This is a genomic window from Microcoleus sp. AT3-D2 (assembly GCF_036705715.1).
GTDB lineage: Bacteria > Cyanobacteriota > Cyanobacteriia > Cyanobacteriales > Microcoleaceae > Microcoleus.
The window spans coordinates 1-22102 of record NZ_JAUBVE010000042.1 but is presented as its reverse complement, the minus strand read 5'-3'; the positions used below and the strand labels follow the sequence as shown (position 1 = coordinate 22102).

General features: G+C 44.9%; 19 protein-coding genes and 1 pseudogene. 9 read left to right on the top strand and 11 right to left on the bottom strand.

The window, feature by feature from the left end; all coding sequences use genetic code 11:
• Positions 1 to 12: 12 nt before the first annotated feature.
• Complete coding sequence (locus QUB44_RS17930) at positions 13 to 2646, bottom strand: EAL domain-containing protein (RefSeq protein ID WP_333369675.1); 2634 nt, start codon at positions 2644 to 2646, stop codon at positions 13 to 15.
• Between the two features lie 403 nt (positions 2647 to 3049).
• Entirely contained in the window at positions 3050 to 3853 is an 804-nt protein-coding gene (locus tag QUB44_RS17925) for a DUF2267 domain-containing protein (protein WP_333369674.1), read from the bottom strand.
• A 1018-nt stretch (positions 3854 to 4871) separates the two neighbouring features.
• Here QUB44_RS17925 and QUB44_RS17920 point away from each other — a divergent pair.
• Entirely contained in the window at positions 4872 to 5330 is a 459-nt protein-coding gene (locus QUB44_RS17920; RefSeq protein WP_333369673.1) for a response regulator, read from the top strand.
• Here QUB44_RS17920 and QUB44_RS17915 read toward each other — a convergent pair.
• The 3 genes and pseudogenes from QUB44_RS17915 to QUB44_RS31210 all read right to left on the bottom strand — a co-directional run.
• Positions 5299 to 5715 (bottom strand): DUF2294 domain-containing protein, encoded by a 417-nt coding sequence (locus QUB44_RS17915; protein WP_333369672.1) that lies wholly within the window; start codon positions 5713 to 5715, stop codon positions 5299 to 5301. The two genes, QUB44_RS17920 and QUB44_RS17915, sit on opposite strands and share 32 nt — an antisense overlap.
• A 109-nt stretch (positions 5716 to 5824) precedes the next feature.
• Positions 5825 to 6202, bottom strand: coding sequence for a BON domain-containing protein (locus QUB44_RS17910; RefSeq protein WP_333160649.1), 378 nt, complete (start codon positions 6200 to 6202; stop codon positions 5825 to 5827).
• Positions 6203 to 6481: 279 nt separating this feature from the next.
• Positions 6482 to 8113: pseudogene (locus tag QUB44_RS31210) on the bottom strand (alpha-amylase family glycosyl hydrolase); the annotation flags it as partial.
• Between the two features lie 855 nt (positions 8114 to 8968).
• Here QUB44_RS31210 and QUB44_RS17895 point away from each other — a divergent pair.
• Positions 8969 to 9217, top strand: coding sequence for a hypothetical protein (locus QUB44_RS17895; RefSeq protein WP_333160654.1), 249 nt, complete (start codon positions 8969 to 8971; stop codon positions 9215 to 9217).
• 161 nt (positions 9218 to 9378) lie between these two features.
• Here QUB44_RS17895 and QUB44_RS17890 read toward each other — a convergent pair whose 3' ends face one another.
• The 3 genes from QUB44_RS17890 to QUB44_RS17880 all read right to left on the bottom strand — a co-directional run bounded on the left by QUB44_RS17890 (position 9379) and on the right by QUB44_RS17880 (position 12327).
• Positions 9379 to 10224, bottom strand: coding sequence for a cyanophycinase (locus QUB44_RS17890; protein ID WP_333369671.1), 846 nt, complete (start codon positions 10222 to 10224; stop codon positions 9379 to 9381).
• 233 nt (positions 10225 to 10457) lie between these two features.
• Positions 10458 to 11645, bottom strand: a complete 1188-nt coding sequence (locus QUB44_RS17885; RefSeq protein ID WP_333369670.1) for a transposase — start codon at positions 11643 to 11645, stop codon at positions 10458 to 10460.
• 484 nt (positions 11646 to 12129) lie between these two features.
• Positions 12130 to 12327, bottom strand: coding sequence for a hypothetical protein (locus QUB44_RS17880; protein WP_006632734.1), 198 nt, complete (start codon positions 12325 to 12327; stop codon positions 12130 to 12132).
• Between the two features lie 381 nt (positions 12328 to 12708).
• On the opposite strand from QUB44_RS17880, the gene QUB44_RS17875 reads away from it, so the two are divergent.
• The 6 genes from QUB44_RS17875 (at position 12709) to coaBC (ending at position 20006) form a co-directional block, all read left to right on the top strand.
• Positions 12709 to 14619 carry an ATP-binding protein gene (locus QUB44_RS17875; protein ID WP_333369669.1) on the top strand — a complete coding sequence of 637 codons (1911 nt, stop codon included), beginning with the start codon at positions 12709 to 12711 and terminating at the stop codon, positions 14617 to 14619.
• 377 nt (positions 14620 to 14996) lie between these two features.
• Entirely contained in the window at positions 14997 to 17084 is a 2088-nt protein-coding gene (locus tag QUB44_RS17870; RefSeq protein ID WP_333369668.1) for a CHASE domain-containing protein, read from the top strand.
• Positions 17085 to 17620: 536 nt separating this feature from the next.
• Positions 17621 to 18244 (top strand): alpha/beta hydrolase, encoded by a 624-nt coding sequence (locus QUB44_RS17865; RefSeq protein ID WP_333369667.1) that lies wholly within the window; start codon positions 17621 to 17623, stop codon positions 18242 to 18244.
• 45 nt (positions 18245 to 18289) lie between these two features.
• Complete coding sequence (isiD, locus tag QUB44_RS17860) at positions 18290 to 18502, top strand: protein IsiD (RefSeq protein ID WP_006632739.1); 213 nt, start codon at positions 18290 to 18292, stop codon at positions 18500 to 18502.
• A gap of 131 nt (positions 18503 to 18633) precedes the next feature.
• The gene (locus QUB44_RS17855) at positions 18634 to 18777 is read left to right on the top strand and encodes a hypothetical protein (protein ID WP_333369666.1); all 144 of its coding nucleotides are present in this window, start codon (positions 18634 to 18636) and stop codon (positions 18775 to 18777) included.
• 29 nt (positions 18778 to 18806) lie between these two features.
• Positions 18807 to 20006 (top strand): bifunctional phosphopantothenoylcysteine decarboxylase/phosphopantothenate--cysteine ligase CoaBC, encoded by a 1200-nt coding sequence (gene coaBC, locus QUB44_RS17850; protein WP_333369665.1) that lies wholly within the window; start codon positions 18807 to 18809, stop codon positions 20004 to 20006.
• Positions 20007 to 20022: 16 nt separating this feature from the next.
• Here the strand turns inward: coaBC and QUB44_RS17845 are convergent, their stop codons facing one another.
• Together QUB44_RS17845 and QUB44_RS17840 are read right to left on the bottom strand one after the other, a co-directional pair.
• On the bottom strand, positions 20023 to 20418 hold the full coding sequence (locus tag QUB44_RS17845) for a transcriptional regulator (RefSeq protein ID WP_333369664.1): 396 nt from the start codon (positions 20416 to 20418) through the stop codon (positions 20023 to 20025).
• On the bottom strand, positions 20390 to 20734 hold the full coding sequence (locus QUB44_RS17840) for a type II toxin-antitoxin system RelE/ParE family toxin (protein WP_333369663.1): 345 nt from the start codon (positions 20732 to 20734) through the stop codon (positions 20390 to 20392). Before QUB44_RS17840 ends, QUB44_RS17845 begins: the two co-directional genes overlap by 29 nt.
• A gap of 151 nt (positions 20735 to 20885) precedes the next feature.
• On the opposite strand from QUB44_RS17840, the gene QUB44_RS17835 reads away from it, so the two are divergent.
• Entirely contained in the window at positions 20886 to 21359 is a 474-nt protein-coding gene (locus QUB44_RS17835; protein WP_333369662.1) for a hypothetical protein, read from the top strand.
• A 102-nt stretch (positions 21360 to 21461) separates the two neighbouring features.
• Here the strand turns inward: QUB44_RS17835 and QUB44_RS17830 are convergent, their stop codons facing one another.
• Complete coding sequence (locus QUB44_RS17830) at positions 21462 to 22019, bottom strand: HNH endonuclease family protein (RefSeq protein WP_333369661.1); 558 nt, start codon at positions 22017 to 22019, stop codon at positions 21462 to 21464.
• Positions 22020 to 22102 lie beyond the last annotated feature (83 nt).

Here is a 22102-nt window from a genome sequence, read left to right as displayed (position 1 = left end):
GCGGAATCGATATTATTTCCCAGATTGATTTTCTAGGCACAATTGGGTTATAGCCGCCGCCGGTATTGGTTTGCTAAAGAAGTAACCCTGGCCCATATCGCACTGATGCGAGTGCAAAAACGCCAACTGTTCTGCTGTTTCCACTCCCTCAGCAATCACCTGTAAATTCAGGCCCTGTCCCAAGGCGATCGCCAGTTTCACAATAGTAGCACCGCTGCTGCCGGTCACCAAATCTGCCACGAAAGATTTGTCTATTTTTAAGTTATTGAGGGGAAAGTTTTTCAGAGACCACAGCGAAGAATAACCGGTGCCAAAATCGTCCAGAGAAATGTGAATTCCCATGTCCTGCAACTGCTGCAATACCGACACCGTAAAGCTCACATCTGTCATGGCAATGCTCTCGGTAATTTCTATTTCTAAATACTCGGGATTTAACTTGGTTTCTGATAAAATTTCCGCGATGATTTGTACCGTGTGAGGTTGCAGAAACTGCCGGGCTGATAAATTTACCGCTATCCGCATCGGCGGCAATCCCAGTAACTGCCACGCTCGATTTTGCAAGCAAGCAGTCCGCATCACCCATTCGTCAATTTGGCAGATTAATCCTGTTTCCTCAGCTAAGGGAATAAATCGATCGGGAGAAATCAAACCGCGTTCGGGATGCTCCCAGCGAATCAGAGCTTCCATCCCCACTATTTTGCCAGTCTTTAAGTTTATTTGCGGTTGATAGTGCAGGACAAACTCTGAGTTTTTTAGAGCTTTGTAAAGATGATTTTCTAAGTTAAGAGCCTCGGAGACTTTACTGCCGATCGCCTGCGTGTAAAACTGATAATTATTGCGGCCTTTCTGTTTAGCTTTGTACATCGCAGCATCAGCATTTTTTAGCAAAGTTTCTGCATCTTCTCCGTCGTAAGGAGCCAAAGCAATTCCCAAGCTAGCCTTAATATAAAGTTCCAGGCCCTCAAAATCAAAAGGACTGCTTAAACTCTGGATAATTAGCTGGCAAATCTTAGTTGCTTCCTCTGGGGTGTTGATATTGTACAGCAGCACAGTAAATTCATCTCCGCCCCAACGAGCCATCGAATCCCCGACGCGCAAACAGTTAGTCAAACGCCGAGATACACTTTGCAGCAACAAATCGCCCACTGGGTGACCGAGAGTATCGTTAACATTTTTAAATCTATCCAAATCTAGAAAGATTACCGCCAGCATTTCTCCATTTTGGTGAGCGCTAGCTAAAGCTAAAGACAGCCTTTCGTTAAAGAGTAATCTATTAGGTAAACCGGTTAATGGGTCGTGAGAAGCTTGATGTCGGATCATCGCCTCGACGCGCCTCTGCATTGCAGCCATGTACAGGTGAGTTCCTAAAGATTGTGCTAGCTTCTGTTCCTCGCTGGTCCACTTTTGAGCTTCGGCTTTTTTGATTTCTTTCCAAGCTGCAAAGGACTGTCGGGGACGATCGTGCCGGGCGTCCGAACTGCAACGGCCCGCCCACAAAATTTCGGTTTCTATAGGGCTGCGAAAAACGGTGAGACAGCCGATGCACTGTTGGCGATATTGCAGCGGTACTGCCAAAAATGATCGAATGGAAGCTGCGACTAAATTGGCAGATACAGATTTAAGTTTAGATTCTTTAGAAATATCAGAAATTGCGTACAAGTGCGGTACGAGAAAACTGGAAACATTGCTGTCAATTGAACTGTGATGCTGGGAATATAGATTTTCAAAAATACCTAATTGGCTGGTATGATTAGCAGTTTGTGTTTGATCGCCTTGGTTGTCAAACCACATGATCTGCTGCCAAAACGGGCTGAGTTCAAGGTCGATGTCCGTGGGCTGTTGGCCACAGGTATAAAGCAAAGCCGGCCGATCGCCAAACTCGGCTGCAATGTAGAGTCGCCCTCCCGAACCATGCAAATGCTTGACTGTTTGTTCCAGAACTGCTTTCCGAATTTCGTTGATTTCCAGAGGAGAATGCAGCAAACTGGTAATTTGGTTGATAACGGCTTCGTCGCGCGCTTGCTGTCTAGCTTGAGTGAGTAGAAAAGATTGGGCGATCGCAATTGAAAGTTGATCCACAAGCAACTGCACCATTTTCAATTCTCGATCGCTAAACCGTTTTGGTTGGCTATGGTGAGACACCAACAGTCCCCAAAGGTGATTTTGATGCACGATCGGCACCGTCAGAGAAGAACGTGCCCCCATAGCCTTTAGATATTCAGCATGACAGGGGTCTACAGGACGATAGCTAATATCTTCAACTGCTAAAGTTTTGCCGGTTTCGGGACAATCTAACCGATTAATTGTTTGATGCTTCAATTCCACATCTACAATCACTCGCTGCCGCGCTTTGAGAAACATTTCCCGAGCACTATAGGGAATGTCGCCTGGTGGAAAGCGCAAACCCAGCATAGATGGCAATTTGTCGCCGTTGATGGACTCAGCAATGACCTCACCGCTACCGTCTGCCTCAAAGCGATAAACTTTTACTCGATCGCTTTCTAAAAAGCTGCGGATTTCTCGCGCAGTTGTCGTCAAAATCTCTTGCAGTTCTAAAGAGTTGCGAATGCGATTGGTAATTCGATTGAGTAAAATCTCTTGTTTTAAAGTCGATCGTGACATTTGTCTAACTTTGGTGCGGGTCATCGCTTTTGATCTCCCGGGCTGTTGACAGCATTTTTGCGAGCCACAGTCTTAACTTGCCCTGTATTATACATTACAACACTTTCGCTCCCTCTAGAGACTTGACCCAACCCAAGAGCCAGAAACTCGGTTTATAGGGATATTTCGGGTTTTTCGACATATTTCGGTGATAAACCGGGTGTTTCACAGCACTTACAAGGCAAGGAAAGAGCGATCTGACAATTAGTGAGGACGAAAGTCCGATCGAGTTTGATCGGGACTCAAGTCCTCATTACAAAGCAATTACACAGCTACAAGACACAACGTAATAGAGAAACCGGCTTGACCAACGAGTATTCTGCCCTCGGGAGGGAGAATACTCGTTGGTCAAGCCGGCTGGTAAGTATTTATACTTTAAAAGGTCTCGTTAAGCCGACTCCCAAATTCCCCGAATTCTGTCCGGCAAAAAGCCAGCTATTTCCTGAATTCGCTCCTCGGACAGCTCATCCTTCGTTGCCGAAAATACAGCCGCGATCGCAGTTTCCGGTTTTACTCCTGAAGGAAGTGCGCCTTCTAATTCCACCCTCCGTGCAAACAAATTGCCATCGATCCCCAAAGGTGCAGGCGCGCCGGTCAAAGGCTGACGTATCCGGCTCAGCAATCCCACCAGCGGATTGGTATCTTTCCAGAGGTCTGCTATTTCTTGTTGCAGGGTTTTGTCATCCGTAGGCAAAACTTCTTTGTGCAATTCAGATTCCACGTGCTCGATGGCGTCTTTTGTCATCACGTCGCGCATGACCCGGTACACTACTTCGGTAATGTCGCGGGCATCAAAAATATCCTCCAAGTGACCGTTTACCATCACTTTTTCCAAAAACGGCATATCCTTTGAAGCGATAGGAACTGCCGATCCTTCCTGGTGGAGCGAGGTCGGAGGATTCGTCTCCATTTTGTGTAACAGTTTGCGGCCTTTTTCTGTTAACTCAGCTTCTTGAAATGCCACTAAAGGCGGCGCTAACTCAGCTCCTCCATAAGGCTCGCCACTAAACTGAGCTTTGATAAATTCCCTTTGGTTGAGGTAGTCCAAATGACCGAGCAATTCCGCTTCCGCCACCGGGTGACCGACATATTCTTCCGCTGCGTTCCTAATTTCTGACTCTCCCCTGCCGTTGCCGCTGGCAATCTTTTTGAGCAAAATGTAAGTCAGGTCGTCTCTGATTGGAATTGTCATTAAAACCTCCTAGGTTAATATCCGGTAAATCTCAAGTAAAAACTGATTTTTTTTACTTGCTTAAATTGTGATGATTACTACGTGAAATACCCAAACTAAACGGAGTACCGTTATAATTCGGGCTTCGTGTCTCGTTTGCCGTCGCTCTATTGGGGATATTCATTGCTGAATATTCGTCATCAAAGACGATCGGAGTCTTACACAGCATCTCTGGGTTTTTACGCCCTTTATCCCCTCGTAGGGAACCCACGCAGAAGTCCTATTTCCTAAGACCAAAAACTCTTTTCGTACAACAAACATGGGTTATTTTTTACAGCAGGGCATACCATACTAACCAGCGGTCTGCCTTTTCCTCCTTTCTCTCGCAGTTTCCCGGTAAGCATATTACTGCTACTATGACCGTTTTGTTATTACAGCCGAGTGAGTGGGTCGCAACCATCTATATATTAACTCAAATCAACTCTATATGCCCACTCTTTCTATATTTTTGTTTGGCTTATATCCCAACACCGAACCGGGTAGAGTTACGGTGTGGGACTTACGCCAATTGAGTTAAAAACATTGAAGCCTAAACTAGAGTAATCAAGTATCTCTCAGCAGGTGGAAGTTATTAAAATTAAGTATCGGTTAGAATCTTCCTTTAGGTAGATCCCTGTATGGGAACCCATGTCTAATGTAGTTAATATCCTAAAAAGCTGTCGCCACTCTTCAATGCTATTAAGCGAGGATGCTTTATTGGTAAGATTTTTCGTAGTTATTGCGTATTTTTACCAAGGCTGACGCACCAAGACAGCCTCACCTGGTAATGGGCGCTGGGAGATGTAGAATTAAGCAGATGCTATGGGGTTAATCAACTGCGGTCTTTTTGCCTGCAGCTTGTAGCGATATTGTATCGGCTTAGTAGACCAAACACTGGTCATGGGAGAGCTAGAAATACGAGCCAATCTGTGTCAAGTGCCGCAGCGCCACTTGAAGAATGCCTCGGTAACAAATTTTTTGAGCGTTTCGATCGGCATTTATGAACTACCCTAACTGGAGCAATGAATTGGAATCCTCGTCTTTCAGTAGCGGTCAACCCCCGGTTGACAAGCGTCCTGTAATTTTGGCTGTAGACGACAATCCGGACAACTTAGAGCTGCTGACACAAATACTCGATTTATTCGGCTGCGACTGCGTGGGAGCAGTTGACGGGTACGCGGCTCTTTCAGCAGCAGTCGATCGACCTCCCGACCTAATCGTACTCGACATTTGCCTGCCGGATATAGACGGTATGGAAGTCGTAAAGCGCGTCCAACAAAACCCCGATCTCAGACATATTCCGATTGTTGCTGTCACAGCACTAGCAAAACCAGAAGACCGCGCTCGAATTCTCCAAGCAGGCTGCACGGAATACCTTTCCAAACCTTTTAACATCAAAGATTTAGAAACAGTTATCCGCCAGCACATCAACTCTCCACTGGTTTTGGTTGAGTTTTAGATTTATAATTAGAATCACGAACTTGAGGTGCAGAGTCCAAAATTGCGATCGTTCCAGTGCGGCCTGTCTCCAAGGTCGCATCGCGGAGCAAATCAGTGACTCCCACGCCCAAAACCTTTTGGATTAATTCTTTCAGTGGCAATTCCAGAAGAGATTCTAATTCTGTCCGCACCTGCAAAGCCAAATCTTCCTGACCGTTCTGAGCCAGCAGTTTTTCCGGTTGAGTAAGCCCATTTTCGACAACAATTATCAATTTGTTATCCAAAAGATTGCAGAGCGCCTGACTCGTTGGGTGTCCGAGTTGAGAGCGGTACAAAGCTTGAATTCCCTGCGAAAGAGTCCGTTCTAATTTACCCCGAGTAGGTTCTAAGGTTTCCCCTGTCATATATTTTATTGAAACCATGATAGATAAAAAAAGACAGTTAACAGTTAACAGTTAGCAGTTAAGTTAACTGTTAACTGCTAACAGCTAACTATTAGAAATAACCGTCGCGTTAGCCGACAGTAACTTCATTAGTTTCCACCCCAGTTGCACCCTTCACACCTTTAGCAATTGTCACCAACTTGTTGACAATTTCCTGACTGGGAACTGTACCTTTGAGAACCACCGTAGTGCCAAGTTGAGCCACATAAACAGTCTCAATATCCGCCACATCTGGATTTGCATCGAAAGCCTGAGCCACCCGTTTAGCTAAACCGCTTTGATCATATTCTCCGTTCAATCCCATGCGTTCCGGCGGGATTGTCTGAGCGCTCGCAGCAGGTTGAGCTTGAGCTTGAGCTTGAGCAACAGGTGCTTGGTAAGCAGGAGCGTCAACAGTTTCTTGATTTTCTAGTTTTTCTAAACCAAACAATCTTTTTAACCAGCCCATAGAGTTTGTCCTCCGACAAAGTTTGTGTTAATTGACGTGTTAATTGACGTGTTAATTCACGGTTGGCAAATCGCCCTGTAATTGTTATTCTCAATACCAGGAATTACGATCGCACTTTTGGATGCAGAAACCGAGTTTTTTACAAAAAAGTATCCTTACAGCCATCCACCTAGGTATAAAAACCCGGTTTGTTGAGTTTGGTGCGCCCGTTCTCAATACAATTTACTGTTGTACAACTACGCCGATCATCTGCCTGGAGACATAATTCTCCGGCTCTCAAACAAATACTTGGGCTGACCATTCCGGCAAATCAAACTTAAACCCTTCCTCCCCAACTTCTACTATTTTGTTAGACATCCACTCGTGCCAAGTTCCCCCAGCCGGAAACTTAGGAATGCTGTTACCAGATAGATAAGTATCCGAAAAATTAGCGACAACTACTGCTCGCGTTCCCTCATCGCTCCAGCGGTAATAAGCCAGCACTTTGGCTTCGGGATTTTCGTGGATGAATTCAATATTTTCGGTATAAAGTGCCGGCAAATGTTGCCGCAGCCGAATCACGTGTTTGTAGTATTCCAACAACTCATGATTGGGCTGATTTTTCAACAAAGACCATTGCAGTTTATTCGGCTGGTTGGGAGTTTGCTGAGTAGATTGCCCCAACTCTTCGCCCATCCACAGCATCGGTATTCCTACTGCTGTCACTAACAAAACCGCTGCCAATTTAGCGCGTTTAAAAGCCGCTTCTGGGTCTAGAGTCCGAAAGCTTTCTTCTGCCAGCAAGTGGTCGCGGTCATGACTGGCTAAATAATTGATAACATTAGTTGTGTTTTTATAGCCTTGTTGTTTGGGTTCCAGAACTTGCTTGAGCTTTTCGATATCGAAAGTATCCCCCGCGAGATTTTCTATGGCAAAAATGCGAAAACTTTCGTGCCAGCACCCGTCCATCGGCCCGTCCGCAGCCACGAGTTCGGGAAGTTCGGGAATGTGTTCTGCTATGTTGTAAAATGGCTTGTCGCCTGCGGTTTTTTTCGCTTCACGAGTTATCCAGTGTAGGAAATCTCGATTGTCCAACTGCCGCACAGCATCGTAGCGAATGCCGTCGATATGATATTCTTGAATCCAGAAATTAACGACATCGCCGATGAATTTCCAAGCAGGACGAATGCCGAGTTTGGGGTCGAAGTTTTCGTAGTTAAACTCCGGGCCCCAGTAGTTAGCGGGATCTTCGGGATAGTGTTTGTCGCGGTAGTACCAATAATTGCGATCGATTAGCAATAAGGGACATTCTTCATCGCAGTGGTTGTAAATCCCGTCCAGAATCACCCGAATGCCCCGTCCGTGGCACTCGTCAATCAATTGCTTCAAATCTGCCCACCGTAGCTGGACTCTACGGCAAAGAAATCGCGGACTTTGTAGCCCCAGCTATAATCGCCCGGATATTCATTAACTGGCATTAGTTCGATCGCATTTATTCCCAAATCGCACAGATAATTTAATTTCTCCCTCACATCCTGGAATTTACCGCGACTGTCGGAACCATCCGACCCGGAAAAATCAGCAACGTGCATTTCGTAAACGACTAATTCTTCATTATTGGGGAGCTTTTTGTCGTCGTGCTGCCAAACATAGGTATCAATAATTCGTTCCCCGGCTTTGATACGAACTGTACTTGTATCAGTAGTGCGGTCAATTTCAGTCGCGTAGGGGTCATTGACTTCTACCCATTCGTCCGGTTCAAAACATGGACTTTGCGACTGAACTCGGAATTTGTATTGATAAATACCGTCTTCTAACTTAATGTTAGTGCAGAAATAACCTTTATCATCTTTTTCTAAGGGAATTTCTGCCCATTTGGAAAAGGAGCCGAGCAGTGTAGCTGCTTTGTTGTTCGGAGCGAAGAGTTTGAATTCAATTGCAGCGGCCATGAATACCTTGTTTGCAGAACTTATAAGTGTGATTAGTATTGATTTTTACAATTTTGCAAATCTGCCGCCATCGTTCTTAAGAGTTAAACCTCTAACTCTTATGTTGTAACGTGCTTGGGGGCGCACCCGGAGGATTTAGTAGTGCGAACTCTAGCGAGTAAGGTGCGCCCCTAGTCACTCGGAAACCTGATTTTAATCAAAAATGTAGTTAAAGTAACTAAAAATTATTAAGTGCTATTTATGAAAAATAGTCCAGACTGTTTTGAGTTCGTAGTCTGAAACCCTAGATTTTCCGTTGGTAGCGAACTTGCCTTGGAGCCTTGAAACCCTTATTCTACGGTTGGGTATCAAAAACTGTCCGAAGTATTGTATGAAAAGTAATTTAACTTTTGATAACTAAATAAATCGTGGTGAACATTTAACATTTGTAACTAAAGAAACATTTTTTAGCCTACAGGGGTAATACCGTAGAAAGATGTCATTTTATGCGGAAAGAGCGAGGATCGACGTGTAATTATAAGGCAAGGGAAACCAGAAACATGAATCCTTTATTCTACTGGTTTTTCCCCTGACTTTAAGCCAAGTTTGAGCCGAGAATAGCAATGATTATTTTTGCTTATGTCTTGGCAGCACTTGTTTTATAGTTTGTGACTGGCAAACTTTGTAGAACCTTTCATCAGCTTTAACGACTGCTGCTACCTCAGTAATTGGTAATTGGTGAAAATCTCATTCGTCCCTCTTACCCGTTAGATATTCCGAGCAGTGGCTCTAAGGCTCTAAAAGTTTAATGTGGGATGTTGGCGAATTACCGTTACTGTAAAACTCTGGAGTGTTAAAAATGCTAAAACAAATGTGTTGGTTGCCCAGACTCGGAGGCAATGGAGAAAAGATATTGCACTTGCGTACCGATGCCCGTCAGGCGTGGCGGCCTTATACAGCTTTTCCGCAGTGGGCTGTAGCCGACTACCGGGAACCGGGTGGTTCTAATGGATGGGCAACATTTCAGAAGCTGAGAACTCAAGGGTGGAATTTAATATCGACTGAAGAAGGGCAGCAGTCGAGTTTTGGCGAACAGAAAAGTGCTTAAAAAAACCGAAACCGTAGCAATAAAAGAAGAGGTAAAATCCTCTTCTTTTTATTATTTTTGGATACAGAAACTGGGTTTTTAAGCATCCTACTTGGTAAAATGGATAAGGTGTGTAGTGCTCACCTTACATAATTTTAAGAGGTTTGCCAGTTGCAAGTAAATTAGGCGATCGCCCTTTCTGTCTGTGCTGTAGTTGCTACGTTATGCAGCACCGGCTGGCGAGTTTTCAAGTTAAACCGGTATCCGTGGGGGAGGATGTGCAACTTGGCGCCGCAAATCGCTAAAGCCTCATCCTTCAACAGTCCATCTATATTGTCGTGGAGTTTTTCCGACTCGTCGATGACAGTTACAGCGTTTTCGCCAATGACTTCCAACTCGTCACCGTGGACTAAAATAGCTGTATTTTCGTCAATACCAAATCCCAACACGGCAGGTTGCAGCAAGAGTGCCGAAACTAAGCGTCCCAGACGACCTCGCTGGGCGAAATGCTGGTCGATGACAACTCCTGGAAGGAAACCCATTCCCGGGCCCATTGCTACCACATCAACGCGGGGATTTGTCTCCGAGTCTCCTTCAATAATCATCATGTCTGGCATCATGGCCGCGCCGGCACTGGTGCCCCCAATGATAATCCCTTCAGAGAAGCGTTTGTGCATTGCTGCGTCGAGTTTGGTGTCTTTCAAGCAGCTAATAATCCGCGATTGATCTCCGCCGGTAAAGAATATGCCGGTCGCTTGTTCGATCGCTTCTAAATACTCTGGATTGCGGGCCTCTTCGGGTCTCTGGGTGTCAACAACTCGCACATCTTCAGCGCCAAGCCGCTCAAACACTCGGATGTAATTATCTCCCACTTCTCCCGGCAGGCTTGTCGCAGCCGTCATGACAACAATGTGAGCTTTAGTGCCTCCGGCGCAGCGCAAGAATTCCCGCAGAATTTTGCAATCCCCCTCTTTGTCTTCGGCACCACCAATAATTAGCAACTTCCCCTGAATTTCGTTGCTCGCCATATTATCTCCACTGTTAATTTATTAATAATTTCACTAAAACACAAACTTCTTTTTTCCGAAAACGGCCAAAAGGTATATCTAGATACCAAAAACATCTCAGACTTCTACCCCTCCAGGGCGCATACAGCTATAGCGTTCTGGTGTTTTTTTACTCTGGCGCAGGGCTGTAACGATGGTTTTTTGACACTCCCCGGCATTGAATGCGCGGGGATTCTTGGATCAATCAGTCGAACTTATCTCTGTTTTGCTGCCATCAAAGAGTAGAGATCGGTCTGTCCCCAAGCGTTGATTTCGGTGTGCCCCACCGTATTTAAATTCAAATTAATTCCTGCTTGCTTCAACCCTTTAACCAAAATATTGCGAGCTGCGTTGTAGTCACGATCTAACGTCGCACCGCAATCGCAAATATGGGTTCTGGTTGATAGCGTTTTCTTGACAGTATTGCCACAACTTGAACAATCTTGCGATGTGTATTGAGGTGGAACAGCAATTACTGTTTTGCCGTACACATTTCCAAAATACTCTAACCATTGAGCAAATTGTGACCACGCTGCATCGCTAATCGACTTAGCAAGTTTATGGTTTTTGACCATATTCCGTACTTGAAGGTCTTCGTAGGCTACAAAATCGCTAGATTTTACCGCGCACAACGCCGTCTTTATGGCGAAGTATTTACGCTGCCGACTAACCTTCAGGTGCTTTCTTCCTAACTTGTTGATCGCTTTTTTTCGATTGCCAGAGCCTTTCTTCTTTCGAGAAACTCGCTTTTGCAATCTCTTCAAAGCTTTTTCACTTTTTCGGAGGTGGCGAGGGTTCGCGACTGTTTCACCATCGCTATCGGTATAGAAATGGTTCAATCCCAGGTCTATTCCAATAGCTTTACCAGTCGGAATAAGTTCCTCTTTTCGCTCCACATTGATGCAAAGTTGTGCGTAATATCCGTCGGCACGACGCACAACTCTGATTCGCTTAATCTCCTCGGGTGCATAGAAATGCAAATCCCGACTACCGACTAATTTGAACTTTCCAGCAGCAAAGCCGTCCTTAAATGTCAAACATCTTTTGTCGGCAGAAAGGAGCCATCCTGATGTTTTGTATTCGACAGAGCGAGTATGCTTCTTAAACTTTGGGTAGCCTTTTTTGCCTGGTGTTTTTGCTTTACAATTAGCGAAAAAACGTTGGATAGCAAAAATGGCACGTTCGGCAGAAGCCTGACGTGCCATTGAGTTAAGCTTGCCTGCCCATTCCAACTCTTTTGCCATAATGGCGCATTGTTTGTAGAGATCAATTAGCTTAACTCCTTGATTGTCTATCCAATATCTAAGAGTTTTGTTTCGGACAAATTGAGCTGTTCTGATCATCTCGTCGATGACCCGATATTGCTCGGCTTTGCCTTTTAACTTAAACTCTAGAACTATCATGACAAAATCATATCACTTTTGCGAAAGCTTTTAGTTACAAAATACGTAGATTTAACAATTATTTGCAATAAGGGGAAATTAAAGCCGTCCTAGAAGGACGGGGCTTTAGACCCAATTTTTTGGTAAACAGTCCTGGAGGCACTAGATTAAAGAAACCGGAAATAGGAACGAAAATTCTGCGTGTGAGCGGAAAACCTTAACTGAGAAACCCCGGTTTTTGAGAGAGCTTTTGCGTCCGGGACTGGTAAAAAATACCGGTTTCTGCGTCTAGGACTATCTATTTAACTCATCCTCGATGATCGAGAAAACAAACTTACCCCCCCTAACAGGAGATAGGAGGGGTCAAGAAATGAGCTTAAATTACAGGGCCCACGCGCGCGCGGTGATCAATCCGGTTTCTGATCCGATTCTTTGCTAATCCTCCTCTGATTGCTCGTAGAAATCGGATTGATGAGCGTAAGTCCTCAATTAGTCCGATCGCCCCTTAGTGCGATCGCTCGATCAAATTGCTCAATATGGTACTCGCCCGTTCTAAAGGGAGGTGCCTGGGTTTGCCGTTCCAGACAATCTGATATTCGTTGCTGTTTTGACCATCGCCGTAGCCAGAAATTAGCTTCCGGTGAAAGGCTTCCTCGGCTAAGTGGTGAACTTTGTCCCTGAGAGCAGTTTGTGCGATTTTCATAATTTGCTGCCTCTTAAATTTTCTTTCACTGTCATAAACAATTATAAGTACAGAGTGTACCTCTCAAAAGTTATAGCTTTTTTCGGGAGGGGGGGAAGGAAGTAGTAATTAGTCATAAGTGCTTAGTTATCAATGCTTAGTCATCAATACTTAGTAATCAATGCTTAGTCAGATTTTGAAGGAAGAAGGAATATTTTCCCACTCTCACCATCTCCCCCTCTACCCATCTCCCCCACTCTCCCACTCCCCCTTTCGGGCAATACTGAAGGCAGAATTGGTCGGAGTATTTATCTCACTGCTGGAATATCTATGCCCGCAGGTAGTATCCCATGCACCGACTATAAAGTTACCGTATAAAATTAGCTCAAAGGAGGTTAGAAAATGCTGCAAGAAAAAACCACTGAAATAGCCCGTGTCAATGCTCGAAAAACCGATATTTTTGATGTTTTCAACTTCAAACACTATATCGGGCCCAACCCTTATTTAGACACCGCGGCTTTAGTTTTTGATTTAGCGGTAACGGGCGCGAGCGAACCTTTGCCGATCGCACATTACCACGAAATTATTAGCGATCGCTACCCGCAACTGCTGCACGAAACTTTCTCGAACCATGCCCAACTGTTCGGTCGTACCGCCTCAGAAGTAGCAAAACTAGACATGGGTTTGCACTTCCAACACTGGAACATCAAGCCGTTTTCTCACTTTAACAGAATCAGCATAGAAGCACTTCATGCCCGCACCGCCAGAGCAGTAGTTTACGCAGTTTGGGACTGGTTTGAAGCCATCAATCAAAATCAAGACTTTCCCTTGGAATCACAAATTGGCGCGCTGCAAAATATGTTCCGGCAGTCTGTTTACGGAGGCCCGACAGTTTATTCGTTAATGCGATCGGCATCCCAAAAAGGCATTCCCGCATTTTATTTGTGGGATGAAGGACTAATGCAATATGGGTATGGTAAAAAACTGGTTCGTGGCTCTGCAACTACTTTTGATTCTGACAGCCATTTAGACTCAGATTTTACCACGCGCAAAGACGATTGTAAAGCTTTTCTCGCTACATTAGGATTTCCTGTTCCCAAAGGCGATATCATCTCCACAGAAAACGGAGCTCTGGCAGTTGCTAGAGAAATTGGCTACCCAGTTGCTATCAAACCAGTAGTCGGTCATAAAGGAATTGGCGTAACAGCAGATGTCCGAGATGGTGAGGAATTGCAGGCAGCTTTTAAAAGAGCAGTTAAGGCCATTCCCGAAACAGACCCGGTGCGAGTAATTGTGGAAAACAGCATCAAAGGATCGGATTTTAGGCTGCTGTGCGTTGACGGCAAATTTGTTTCTGCAACTGAACGCCGGCCCGCTTCGGTAACAGGTGATGGCGACTCAACAATTCGCGAATTGATCCGCCGTGAAAACCGCAAACCAGAACGTTTGGATACGCCAACTTCGGCGATGAGCAAAATTCAATCCGACGAAGCGATGGAAATGTATCTGGAAGAACAAGGGCTGTCATTGGATAGTGTGCTAAGTCGCGATCGCACTGTGTCTCTACGCAAAGTCGCTAATCTTTCCGCAGGCGGCGTCAGCATCGATGCTACCCGCAATATTCACCCGGATAACATTGTTTTGGCTCAAGATATCGCCCTACATTTTCGGTTAACTTGTTTGGGAATTGATGTGGTAACAGAAACTCTCGCTAAATCTTGGAAAACCGGGAATTTTGGGATTATCGAGATCAATGCCGCGCCGGGAATTTTTATGCACCTTAACCCTGCTGTCGGCGAAGGAGTTGATGTACCTTCGCATATTATCGAAACTTTCTTTGAATCGGGAAAATTAGCCAGAATTCCGATTATTACTTTCAACAGAATTTCGGTACATGACCTACAAGAAACTATCGACCATATTTTGTTGCAGCATCCCGATTGGACAATCGGTGCTGTTTGTCGCGGTGGACTTTTTGTTAACCGTTCTGAAAAAGTTTTGAATAAGAATTACCATCTGAACTTGCAAAGTTTGCTGCGGAATCCCAAGCTCGATTTGTTAATTGCTGAATATCCCGAAGATATTTTGGAAGCTGAGGGAATGTTTTATCGGGGCAGCAATATGGTGGTGCTGGACAATCCGGGGGAAACTGAGATGATGTTGGTCAGAGAAAGCACTGATGACGATACTGTTGTGATGAGGGAAGGAAATAGTATTTCTATTCGCCGCCAAGGATTGATCGAACAGTATACTCTGGGGGATGATGAACCGTTTACACGGGTTTATTTGAAGGAAATAGGGACTGTTTTGTAAGCGCTTCCACATTTAAGTTGGCTTTGTAGGGTGGGTATTGAGTACCCGCCCCACCCGATCAAGGCTTTTTCTAGTTCCCCGGTTCTTCCGGGGAAATAACTTGGGGATCGCCCAGATTTTAACTCGCTTCGTTACACTTAGTTACAATTGGTGGCAATCCCTCAGTCGTGGATGCACTATTGCTAAGAAACCCGGTTTCTCCCCAGATTTCTCGTTACCACACCAATATTTTCGTAGAAATTGGGTTTCTCAAGGTAAGTTCTATTGCTGTGATCATAAGTTTTTAGACAATCTCGTTTATGCGCTGTCGATCGTGCTATCAAGGAACTTCACAAGTCTTTAAACAATTGCACTCCGGTGGCAGAAGGTGTGGAAATATGAATTTTGCGAGCAATTGGTTTAATTCGCTGACCGAAAGTTTACAGTCGCACCGTCACTACATTCCAGCAGCGCTGACTCTTTGCACAGGTACGAGTTTGTCATTGGCAGCCGCAGCCGTTGTGTGGCATTCGGAAAATCAACGAATGCAAGCTGAATTTCATCAGCAAGCCGATCGCCTGAATGTGGCATTGCAGCAAAGCATCAATAAAAATTTAGAATTTCTGTACTCACTTGAAGGATTATACAGGGCGTCTACTAAAGTTAGCCGACAAGATTTTAAGCAATTCGCTCAACCTGCACTTGCCCGAAATACTGCTATACATTCTGTTAACTGGATTCGGCGCGTGCCGGCTTCCCAAAAAACAGCTTACGAACGGACAATTCGAGCCGAAGGTTTTCCGACATTTCAAATTTACGAACGAACTCCTGACAAAAAGCAGGTCAAAGCAAAAGTGCGATCGGAATACTTTCCCATTATTTACAGAGAAGCATTAGAAGAAGATAACAAAGTGATCGGTTTTGATGTTGCCTCCAGCCCCGATCGCAAAGCAGCTTTAGAGAAATCGGTGAATACCGGGAAAATAGCGGCTTCCGCGCGGATTAGATTAGTCAGCAACAATCAACCGGGATTGCAAGTATTTCTACCAGTAGCCCGCCGCACAACTTCTGCAGATAACTCGGTCAACGACAGCCAAAACCTCATGGGAGTTATTGCGGGTCTGTTTCAGATCACCAGTATGGTCGATTCCTCTTTAGAATCGCTAAATTTAGACAACATTAATTTTTACCTCTATGACAACTCTGCTATAGAGAAAGAACGCTTTCTGGTTCGCTACGACTCACAATCTAAGCAGTTGATAGATAACCCAAAACACGAAAAGCCAGAGTTAACTAATTTGCGGGGAAAAATCTGTCAAAATCCTAGTGCTTGCACTCGCTTATTTAACGTAGCAGACCGCCAGTGGAAGCTGCTAGTTTTGCCTGGGAAGGGGTACAACAGTATGAGGACGCATCAGGGTTCGCTGGCAATTGGCGCGATCGGGCTATTGATGACTGGCAGCTTGACGATTTACCTGTTGATGTCTCTAGAACGTACTGCAAAAGTAGAACAGCAAGTGTACGATCGTACAATTCAACTAAAACAGCGCACCGCTGAACTAGAAACAGCACTAAAAAATTTGCAGGAAGCTCAATTTAAACTAATCCAAACTGAAAAAATGTCCAGTCTGGGGCAGTTGGTGGCTGGAGTTGCCCACGAAATTAACAATCCTGTCAACTTCATCTCTGGCAACCTGATCCATACAGGCGCATATACTCGAGACTTGCTGGAACTTGTGAAAATATACCAGCAGCAATATCCGAACCCAACGCCAGAAGTGAAAGCGAAACTAAAAGATATTGATTTGGAGTTTATCAGTGAAGACTTGCCTAAAATCCTAAAATCTATGAATATGGGAGCTGAACGGATCAGCCAGATCGTGCTTTCTCTGAGGAATTTTTCGCGCTTGGATGAAGCTGAAATGAAGTCTGTTGACATTCACCAAGGCATTGACAGCACCTTGATGATTTTGGATAGTCGGCTGAAACCAAAAGCAGATTTTTCGGGCATTAAAATTATCAAAGAATACGGAAACTTGCCATTAGTGGAGTGCTGGGCGGGACAATTGAATCAGGTATTTATGAATGTCTTGAGCAATGCTATTGATGTTTTATCTGATGCAGACACTCAAAAAAGTATCGAGAACAACGCCTCGCATTCTGGATTTTTACCTACTATTCGGATTCGCACTGAACCTTTAAGTTCTAATTGTGTATGCGTGCGAATTGCTGACAATGGAACGGGCATGACGGAGAATGTCAAGAAACGTTTGTTTGATCCGTTTTTTACTACCAAGCCTATAGGCAAAGGTACTGGCTTGGGATTGTCGATCTGCTATCAAATAGTGGACAAACATCAAGGTTCGCTTAGGTGCGTATCGGCTCCGGGAGAGGGAACTGAATTCTGCATTGAGGTGCCGGTGCGCCAACAGTCTAAGCAATCTGTTTCTAAGGTTTCACCTGCGGTAGGTGCCAGTTGGAATTAGGGGAAGAAATCTCGCTTCTAGCTGAGTCTTACTGGGAGCATCTCATATCAATTCCGGTTGCACCGTCCGTGATTGTTAACTGTAGACTGTAGACTGTAGAAGGAGGGGTGGAAAAACTCAATGGTTGAGTGTTAACTGTTGACTCGATTTTATTATTCCGATGCAACCGGAAACGATATCACTTTTCCAGCCAAGCTAGAAATTGGAGTTTGGAGGCAGGAGACAGGAGGAAAGAGTCAGAATAAAGGAGGAAGAAGGAAGGAGCCAGAAGAAGTGTTTTTACAAATATGAGATGCTCCCTAATTCCTATTTAGAAAAGGTGAACAATCTGCACTTTACTTGGGAAAGTTTCGCAGTTCGTACTCTACTTTCAACAGTCTACTGTTAACTGTTAACTGTCAACTGTCAACGGTTATAGTTATTGGCAAGCGCGTGCTAATTTCCAGTGGAATATTGCCGGAAGCAAATATCTGGGGTTTTACCCGTCGTAACAATTTATAATTGTAGCAAGACCAGATTACCAATTATTAACTACGATGTCTTTACAATCTATTAGCATTCCGCCTACAACCGATCGCAAGCCTGTCGCTTTGATTGTAGCTTTGCATGGATGGGGTGCTAATGCTCGGGATTTGACTTCCTTAGCACCCTTTTTCAATTTGCCGGATTATCAGTTTATATTTCCCCATGCCCCATTTCCCCATCCCCAGGTAACAAGCGGCAAAGCGTGGTATAACCTTCAAACCAAAGATGCTCAGGGATTGGTAGAAAGCAGGCAATTGCTGAGGGAATTTTTGCTGTCTTTGGAAAGCAGCACGGGCGTGCCTTTGTCTCGCACGATTTTAAGTGGCTTTTCTCAAGGCGGAGCGATGACTCTAGATGTGGGATTGACTTTGCCCTTAGCTGGTTTAATTTGTCTGAGTGGTTATTTACACCAGATTTCACCAGTTGCTGGGAGTGTTTTGCCACCTGTTTTAATCGTACACGGTACTCAAGATACTATTGTGCCTGTTAGCGCTGCTGTGCGATCGCGCGAGAGTTTGACGGCTTGGGGATCTGCGGTGCAGTATCGAGAATTTAACATGGGACACGAGATTCTGCCGGAAGTTATAGAGGTAATACGAAGTTTTGTTGTAGAAACTGTGTCGAAATCTGATTAAAGGTTTAGTATATAGTATGGCGGAAGTCTCGGGCAGGGGAAAAAAATGAAAACTTTAACCAAAGCATCGCGCGATATAGCTGTACTTACTTCTCAGGACGTGGCAGAATTGGCTGTCCGTTTGGAAGTTGACGATTATACAGATCCTTTTGAGGGATTGAATGATTGGCATTTGTTGCGATCGCTTGCCTTTCAGCGGCCGGAGCTAGTTGAACCTTATCTCCACCTTCTGGATATGGAAGCCTACGACGAAGCATAGACTGAAAAATCTAGCTCAAAATTTTCGACGGAATTGAGGAAGAAGTTAGCAGCATATTTTGTTGCAGATTAAACAGATGAATTAGGGATTTTAGTCTGTTTTTATCTTGATTTCTTTCTTGATTCTTTTTTATGGCTGAAGGAAGAAGGAAGAAGGAAGAAGGAAGAAGGAAGAAGGAAGAAGGAAGAAGGAAGAAGGAAGAAGGAAGAAGGAATGAGGAGATGCGATCGGGCAATTCTCCGCAATGGTTTCAGGAATTCATTAAGTTCTCATAACCTCGAAGGTTGCTGTATTACCAAAAATCATGAAGGGCAGACGAATTTTAATCGGCGTTAGTGGCGGGATTGCAGCTTACAAAGTTTGCGAAGTAGTTTCAACTTTAGCGAAAGCTGGAGCGGAAGTTAAAGCTATTCTTACTGATGCGGCTGGGGAGTTTGTAACGCCTTTGACTTTTGCTACTCTGTGCCGCCATCCTGCTTTTACTGACAAAGATTTTTGGCAACCAAGTCACGGCCGCCCTTTGCACATTCAATTGGGAGAATGGGCGGAAGTTTTTGTGATTGCTCCCCTGACGGCTAATACTTTGGCTAAGTTGGCGGGGGGTTTTGCTGATAATTTGCTGACTAATACTGTCTTAGCTTCTAATTGCCCAATTTTGCTGGCACCGGCGATGAATACGGATATGTGGGAACAGCCGACGGTGCAGCGGAATTGGCGTGAAGTGTTGAGTTATCGGCGCTATCATGCTGCGAATCCGGGGGCGGGTATGCTGGCGTGCGATCGCGCGGGTGTCGGCCGGATGGCAGAACCTTATGAGCTTTTGCCTCATATTGAATCGCTGTTGTATGCCAAGGGCGATCGAGATTTAGCGGGCATTAGGGTGTTGATCAGTGCGGGAGGAACGCGGGAACACCTCGATCCGGTGCGGTTTATCGGCAATCCTTCCAGTGGGAAAATGGGTATAGCTTTGGCGCAAGCTGCACAGCACCGCGGCGCGACAGTGACGCTGGTACACAGTATAACTGGCGAGTTGCCGCTCTCAGGTGTGCGGGCGATCGCAGTAGCGAGTGCAGAAGAAATGCGGCAGGCGATGCTGCAATGCTTTCACGATGCGGATTTGACGGTGATGGCTGCAGCAGTAGCGGATGTGAAACCTGCCGAGTACAGTAGTGAGAAATTGCCGAAGCGATCGCTCCCGAATTGTTTGCCTTTGACACCAGTAGCGGATATTGTGGCAGAGTTGGGAAAATTGAAACAGCCGCACCAAAAATTAATCGGGTTTGCAGCACAAACTGGGGATATTGTCAAGCCTGCTGTGGAGAAATTGCGAGCGAAGAAACTGGATGTAATTGCCGCAAACCCGATCGATCAAATAGGTGCAGGTTTCGGCAGCAATACCAATCAAGCAATATTAATTAATGCCACCGGGAAGCAAGTAGAAATTGCACCTTGCAGCAAGCTAGAAATGGCTCACCGATTGTTAGATTTTGTGATGAAAGGGTGAGGTCGCAATTTACTCATTAACTGGGATTAATTACTGCTGGTTCGGGCGAGAATTCTGATTCCCCAAAATCCGTTGATTTCGAGTCAGTGGGCAAATCAGTATCTGCGACAGTAATTTCTAGTTTAAATCCTAATGCTTCGAGCAGTGCTACCAAACTATAAATTTCCGAACCGCCGCTTTCTGTCAACATCTTGTCAAGCTTTTCCCATTGAAGTTGAGCTGACTCTGATAAATTGTTGAACTTTAGCCGAGAATCTACAACGTCTTTGAGTACCATTTGGAGCAATTTAGGTTCATCGCTGGCTTCTGTCAATGTCACCTCGATATAACCTGCTGCTTCTTCGGCATTTCTCAGAGATTCGATCAGAAATTCTTGATAACTCCTACTCGTTGGTGCTTTCACGTCTTTCATAGTCTCTCCAATATTGAATAGCTTTGCCAATATCTCGCTCTTGAGTGCTCTTATCTCCACCTATTAGCAGAAGTATAATTGTCAGCCCGACTTGTCCAAAGTAAAGCCGATATCCAGGGCCAGAGTCAATTTTGAGTTCAAAAACTCCTTCTCCGACGGACTTACAATCTCCTAGATTACCAGTCATGACTCGCTTCAGCCTTAACCGAATCCTATTTTTGCCTGTGGTATCCCGGAGCGAGTTATACCAATCTTCAAAAGGATTTGTCCCATCTGCTCTCAGGTAGTTGCGAATTTCCCTGGGTTGTACTTCCATGATTTTATCGTACTTGATTAACAATTTCTCTCGTAAGTGCGATCGACAGTCCATTCTACAAGCAAATCATACTTAAGATAGAGGCATTCGAGCGACAAAATAGTAAACCTTGTTTGAGGAAACAAAGTTTAAATCAAACAGGGCATTGTGAATGAATTTTAAATCGATCGCAAAAACCAATCTACTATTCGGCAGCCTGATAATTAGCCTCGGATTGCAATCACTTCCAGCCACAGCGCAAGCAGTCACCGACGCGCAAGTTTCCGCCCTCGTAGAAGCGCTGCGACAAGCCGCCCCGCCACAAGCCGCAAATGACGGAATGTACAGTCAGTGGCAAGTTTTACCGAACAATATTTCCCGCTGGGCAAAATTCTGTACCAAACAAGATTTAACACCGCAACAGTTTGAGGCCGACGCGACAAAAGCCAAATCAATTGTTACCTGTATCGTGGGCGATTTGCTGCGCGACGAATACAAAGCTAGCAGCAACAATGAAACAGCCGCTGTACGCCGCGCCGCTTGCTGGTGGATGACTGGCGAATCCGCAGCTTGCAAAAGTGGCGCAACTGCTACTTATGCCGATAAAGTTGTCAGCGTTTACCAGCAGCAGCGGGCTAAAAAGTAAAGTTTGTGCTGGCGGAATTTAGATTTTTTTGACCGCTGATGGACGCAGATGGTTTTGTGCTGATGGACAGATAAGAGCGATTTGATATCAAATTCAATTATCCTATAAGCGCCAAAGATTCTTGAGAACATTAATCAGCTCTTTCTGCCGTCGAGCCATTACTTCTGGCGTCCATTCCTGTTCCCGCAGCACTTGGGTAGTAAGTGCAAAGGGTGAAACACCTGTCTTAGTGGTGAAATACTTCTGTTTTTTCACATCAAAATCATAATTTTGTGCCAGAGTATTTTTCGCACAAGATAGCAAAACTAAGTTGCCAAGACGATGTACATATTGAGTGTGATCTTCCTGACTAGGAAACCACTTCATCCACTCACTATTAGCCCCGGGATTTTGGGGAAGTACGTGCTCGACAGTCATGTTGGAGAAGTTGTAAGATGCTTCACCTTCTGACAGAGCAGCATCTAAGCGCAGCAAAACATAACGACGAATTTTTTGAATTAGGTAAAGGTCACTATCGAGGACTCTAAGGATATTGTTTGACTCTTCCGGAGTAAACTGGAGCGGTGAATAGGAATTGAATAAATCTTCCTCTTGTTCAATAGCAGTAAGCAATCTACTGTAACGTTCAATGCGCTCATTGATATTGGCGCGGACAATCATTAAACCGGGTGCATCTCAGTTTGGCAAATACATCAAATTGAAAGTTGACCGTTGAGATAAGCACAGCGAAGAGCAAGGATAGA

Excerpts from the sequence above, each read along its gene's own strand:
- QUB44_RS17930 (WP_333369675.1), bottom strand. The coding sequence starts at position 2,646 with ATGACCCGCACCAAAGTTAGACAAATGTCACGATCGACTTTAAAACAA.
- QUB44_RS17925 (WP_333369674.1), bottom strand. The coding sequence starts at position 3,853 with ATGACAATTCCAATCAGAGACGACCTGACTTACATTTTGCTCAAAAAG.
- QUB44_RS17920 (WP_333369673.1), top strand. The coding sequence starts at position 4,872 with ATGAACTACCCTAACTGGAGCAATGAATTGGAATCCTCGTCTTTCAGT.
- QUB44_RS17915 (WP_333369672.1), bottom strand. The coding sequence starts at position 5,715 with ATGACAGGGGAAACCTTAGAACCTACTCGGGGTAAATTAGAACGGACT.
- QUB44_RS17910 (WP_333160649.1), bottom strand. The coding sequence starts at position 6,202 with ATGGGCTGGTTAAAAAGATTGTTTGGTTTAGAAAAACTAGAAAATCAA.
- QUB44_RS17895 (WP_333160654.1), top strand. The coding sequence starts at position 8,969 with ATGCTAAAACAAATGTGTTGGTTGCCCAGACTCGGAGGCAATGGAGAA.
- QUB44_RS17890 (WP_333369671.1), bottom strand. The coding sequence starts at position 10,224 with ATGGCGAGCAACGAAATTCAGGGGAAGTTGCTAATTATTGGTGGTGCC.
- QUB44_RS17885 (WP_333369670.1), bottom strand. The coding sequence starts at position 11,645 with ATGATAGTTCTAGAGTTTAAGTTAAAAGGCAAAGCCGAGCAATATCGG.
- QUB44_RS17880 (WP_006632734.1), bottom strand. The coding sequence starts at position 12,327 with ATGAAAATCGCACAAACTGCTCTCAGGGACAAAGTTCACCACTTAGCC.
- QUB44_RS17875 (WP_333369669.1), top strand. The coding sequence starts at position 12,709 with ATGCTGCAAGAAAAAACCACTGAAATAGCCCGTGTCAATGCTCGAAAA.
- QUB44_RS17870 (WP_333369668.1), top strand. The coding sequence starts at position 14,997 with ATGAATTTTGCGAGCAATTGGTTTAATTCGCTGACCGAAAGTTTACAG.
- QUB44_RS17865 (WP_333369667.1), top strand. The coding sequence starts at position 17,621 with ATGTCTTTACAATCTATTAGCATTCCGCCTACAACCGATCGCAAGCCT.
- isiD (WP_006632739.1), top strand. The coding sequence starts at position 18,290 with ATGAAAACTTTAACCAAAGCATCGCGCGATATAGCTGTACTTACTTCT.
- QUB44_RS17855 (WP_333369666.1), top strand. The coding sequence starts at position 18,634 with ATGGCTGAAGGAAGAAGGAAGAAGGAAGAAGGAAGAAGGAAGAAGGAA.
- coaBC (WP_333369665.1), top strand. The coding sequence starts at position 18,807 with ATGAAGGGCAGACGAATTTTAATCGGCGTTAGTGGCGGGATTGCAGCT.
- QUB44_RS17845 (WP_333369664.1), bottom strand. The coding sequence starts at position 20,418 with ATGAAAGACGTGAAAGCACCAACGAGTAGGAGTTATCAAGAATTTCTG.
- QUB44_RS17840 (WP_333369663.1), bottom strand. The coding sequence starts at position 20,734 with ATGGAAGTACAACCCAGGGAAATTCGCAACTACCTGAGAGCAGATGGG.
- QUB44_RS17835 (WP_333369662.1), top strand. The coding sequence starts at position 20,886 with ATGAATTTTAAATCGATCGCAAAAACCAATCTACTATTCGGCAGCCTG.
- QUB44_RS17830 (WP_333369661.1), bottom strand. The coding sequence starts at position 22,019 with ATGATTGTCCGCGCCAATATCAATGAGCGCATTGAACGTTACAGTAGA.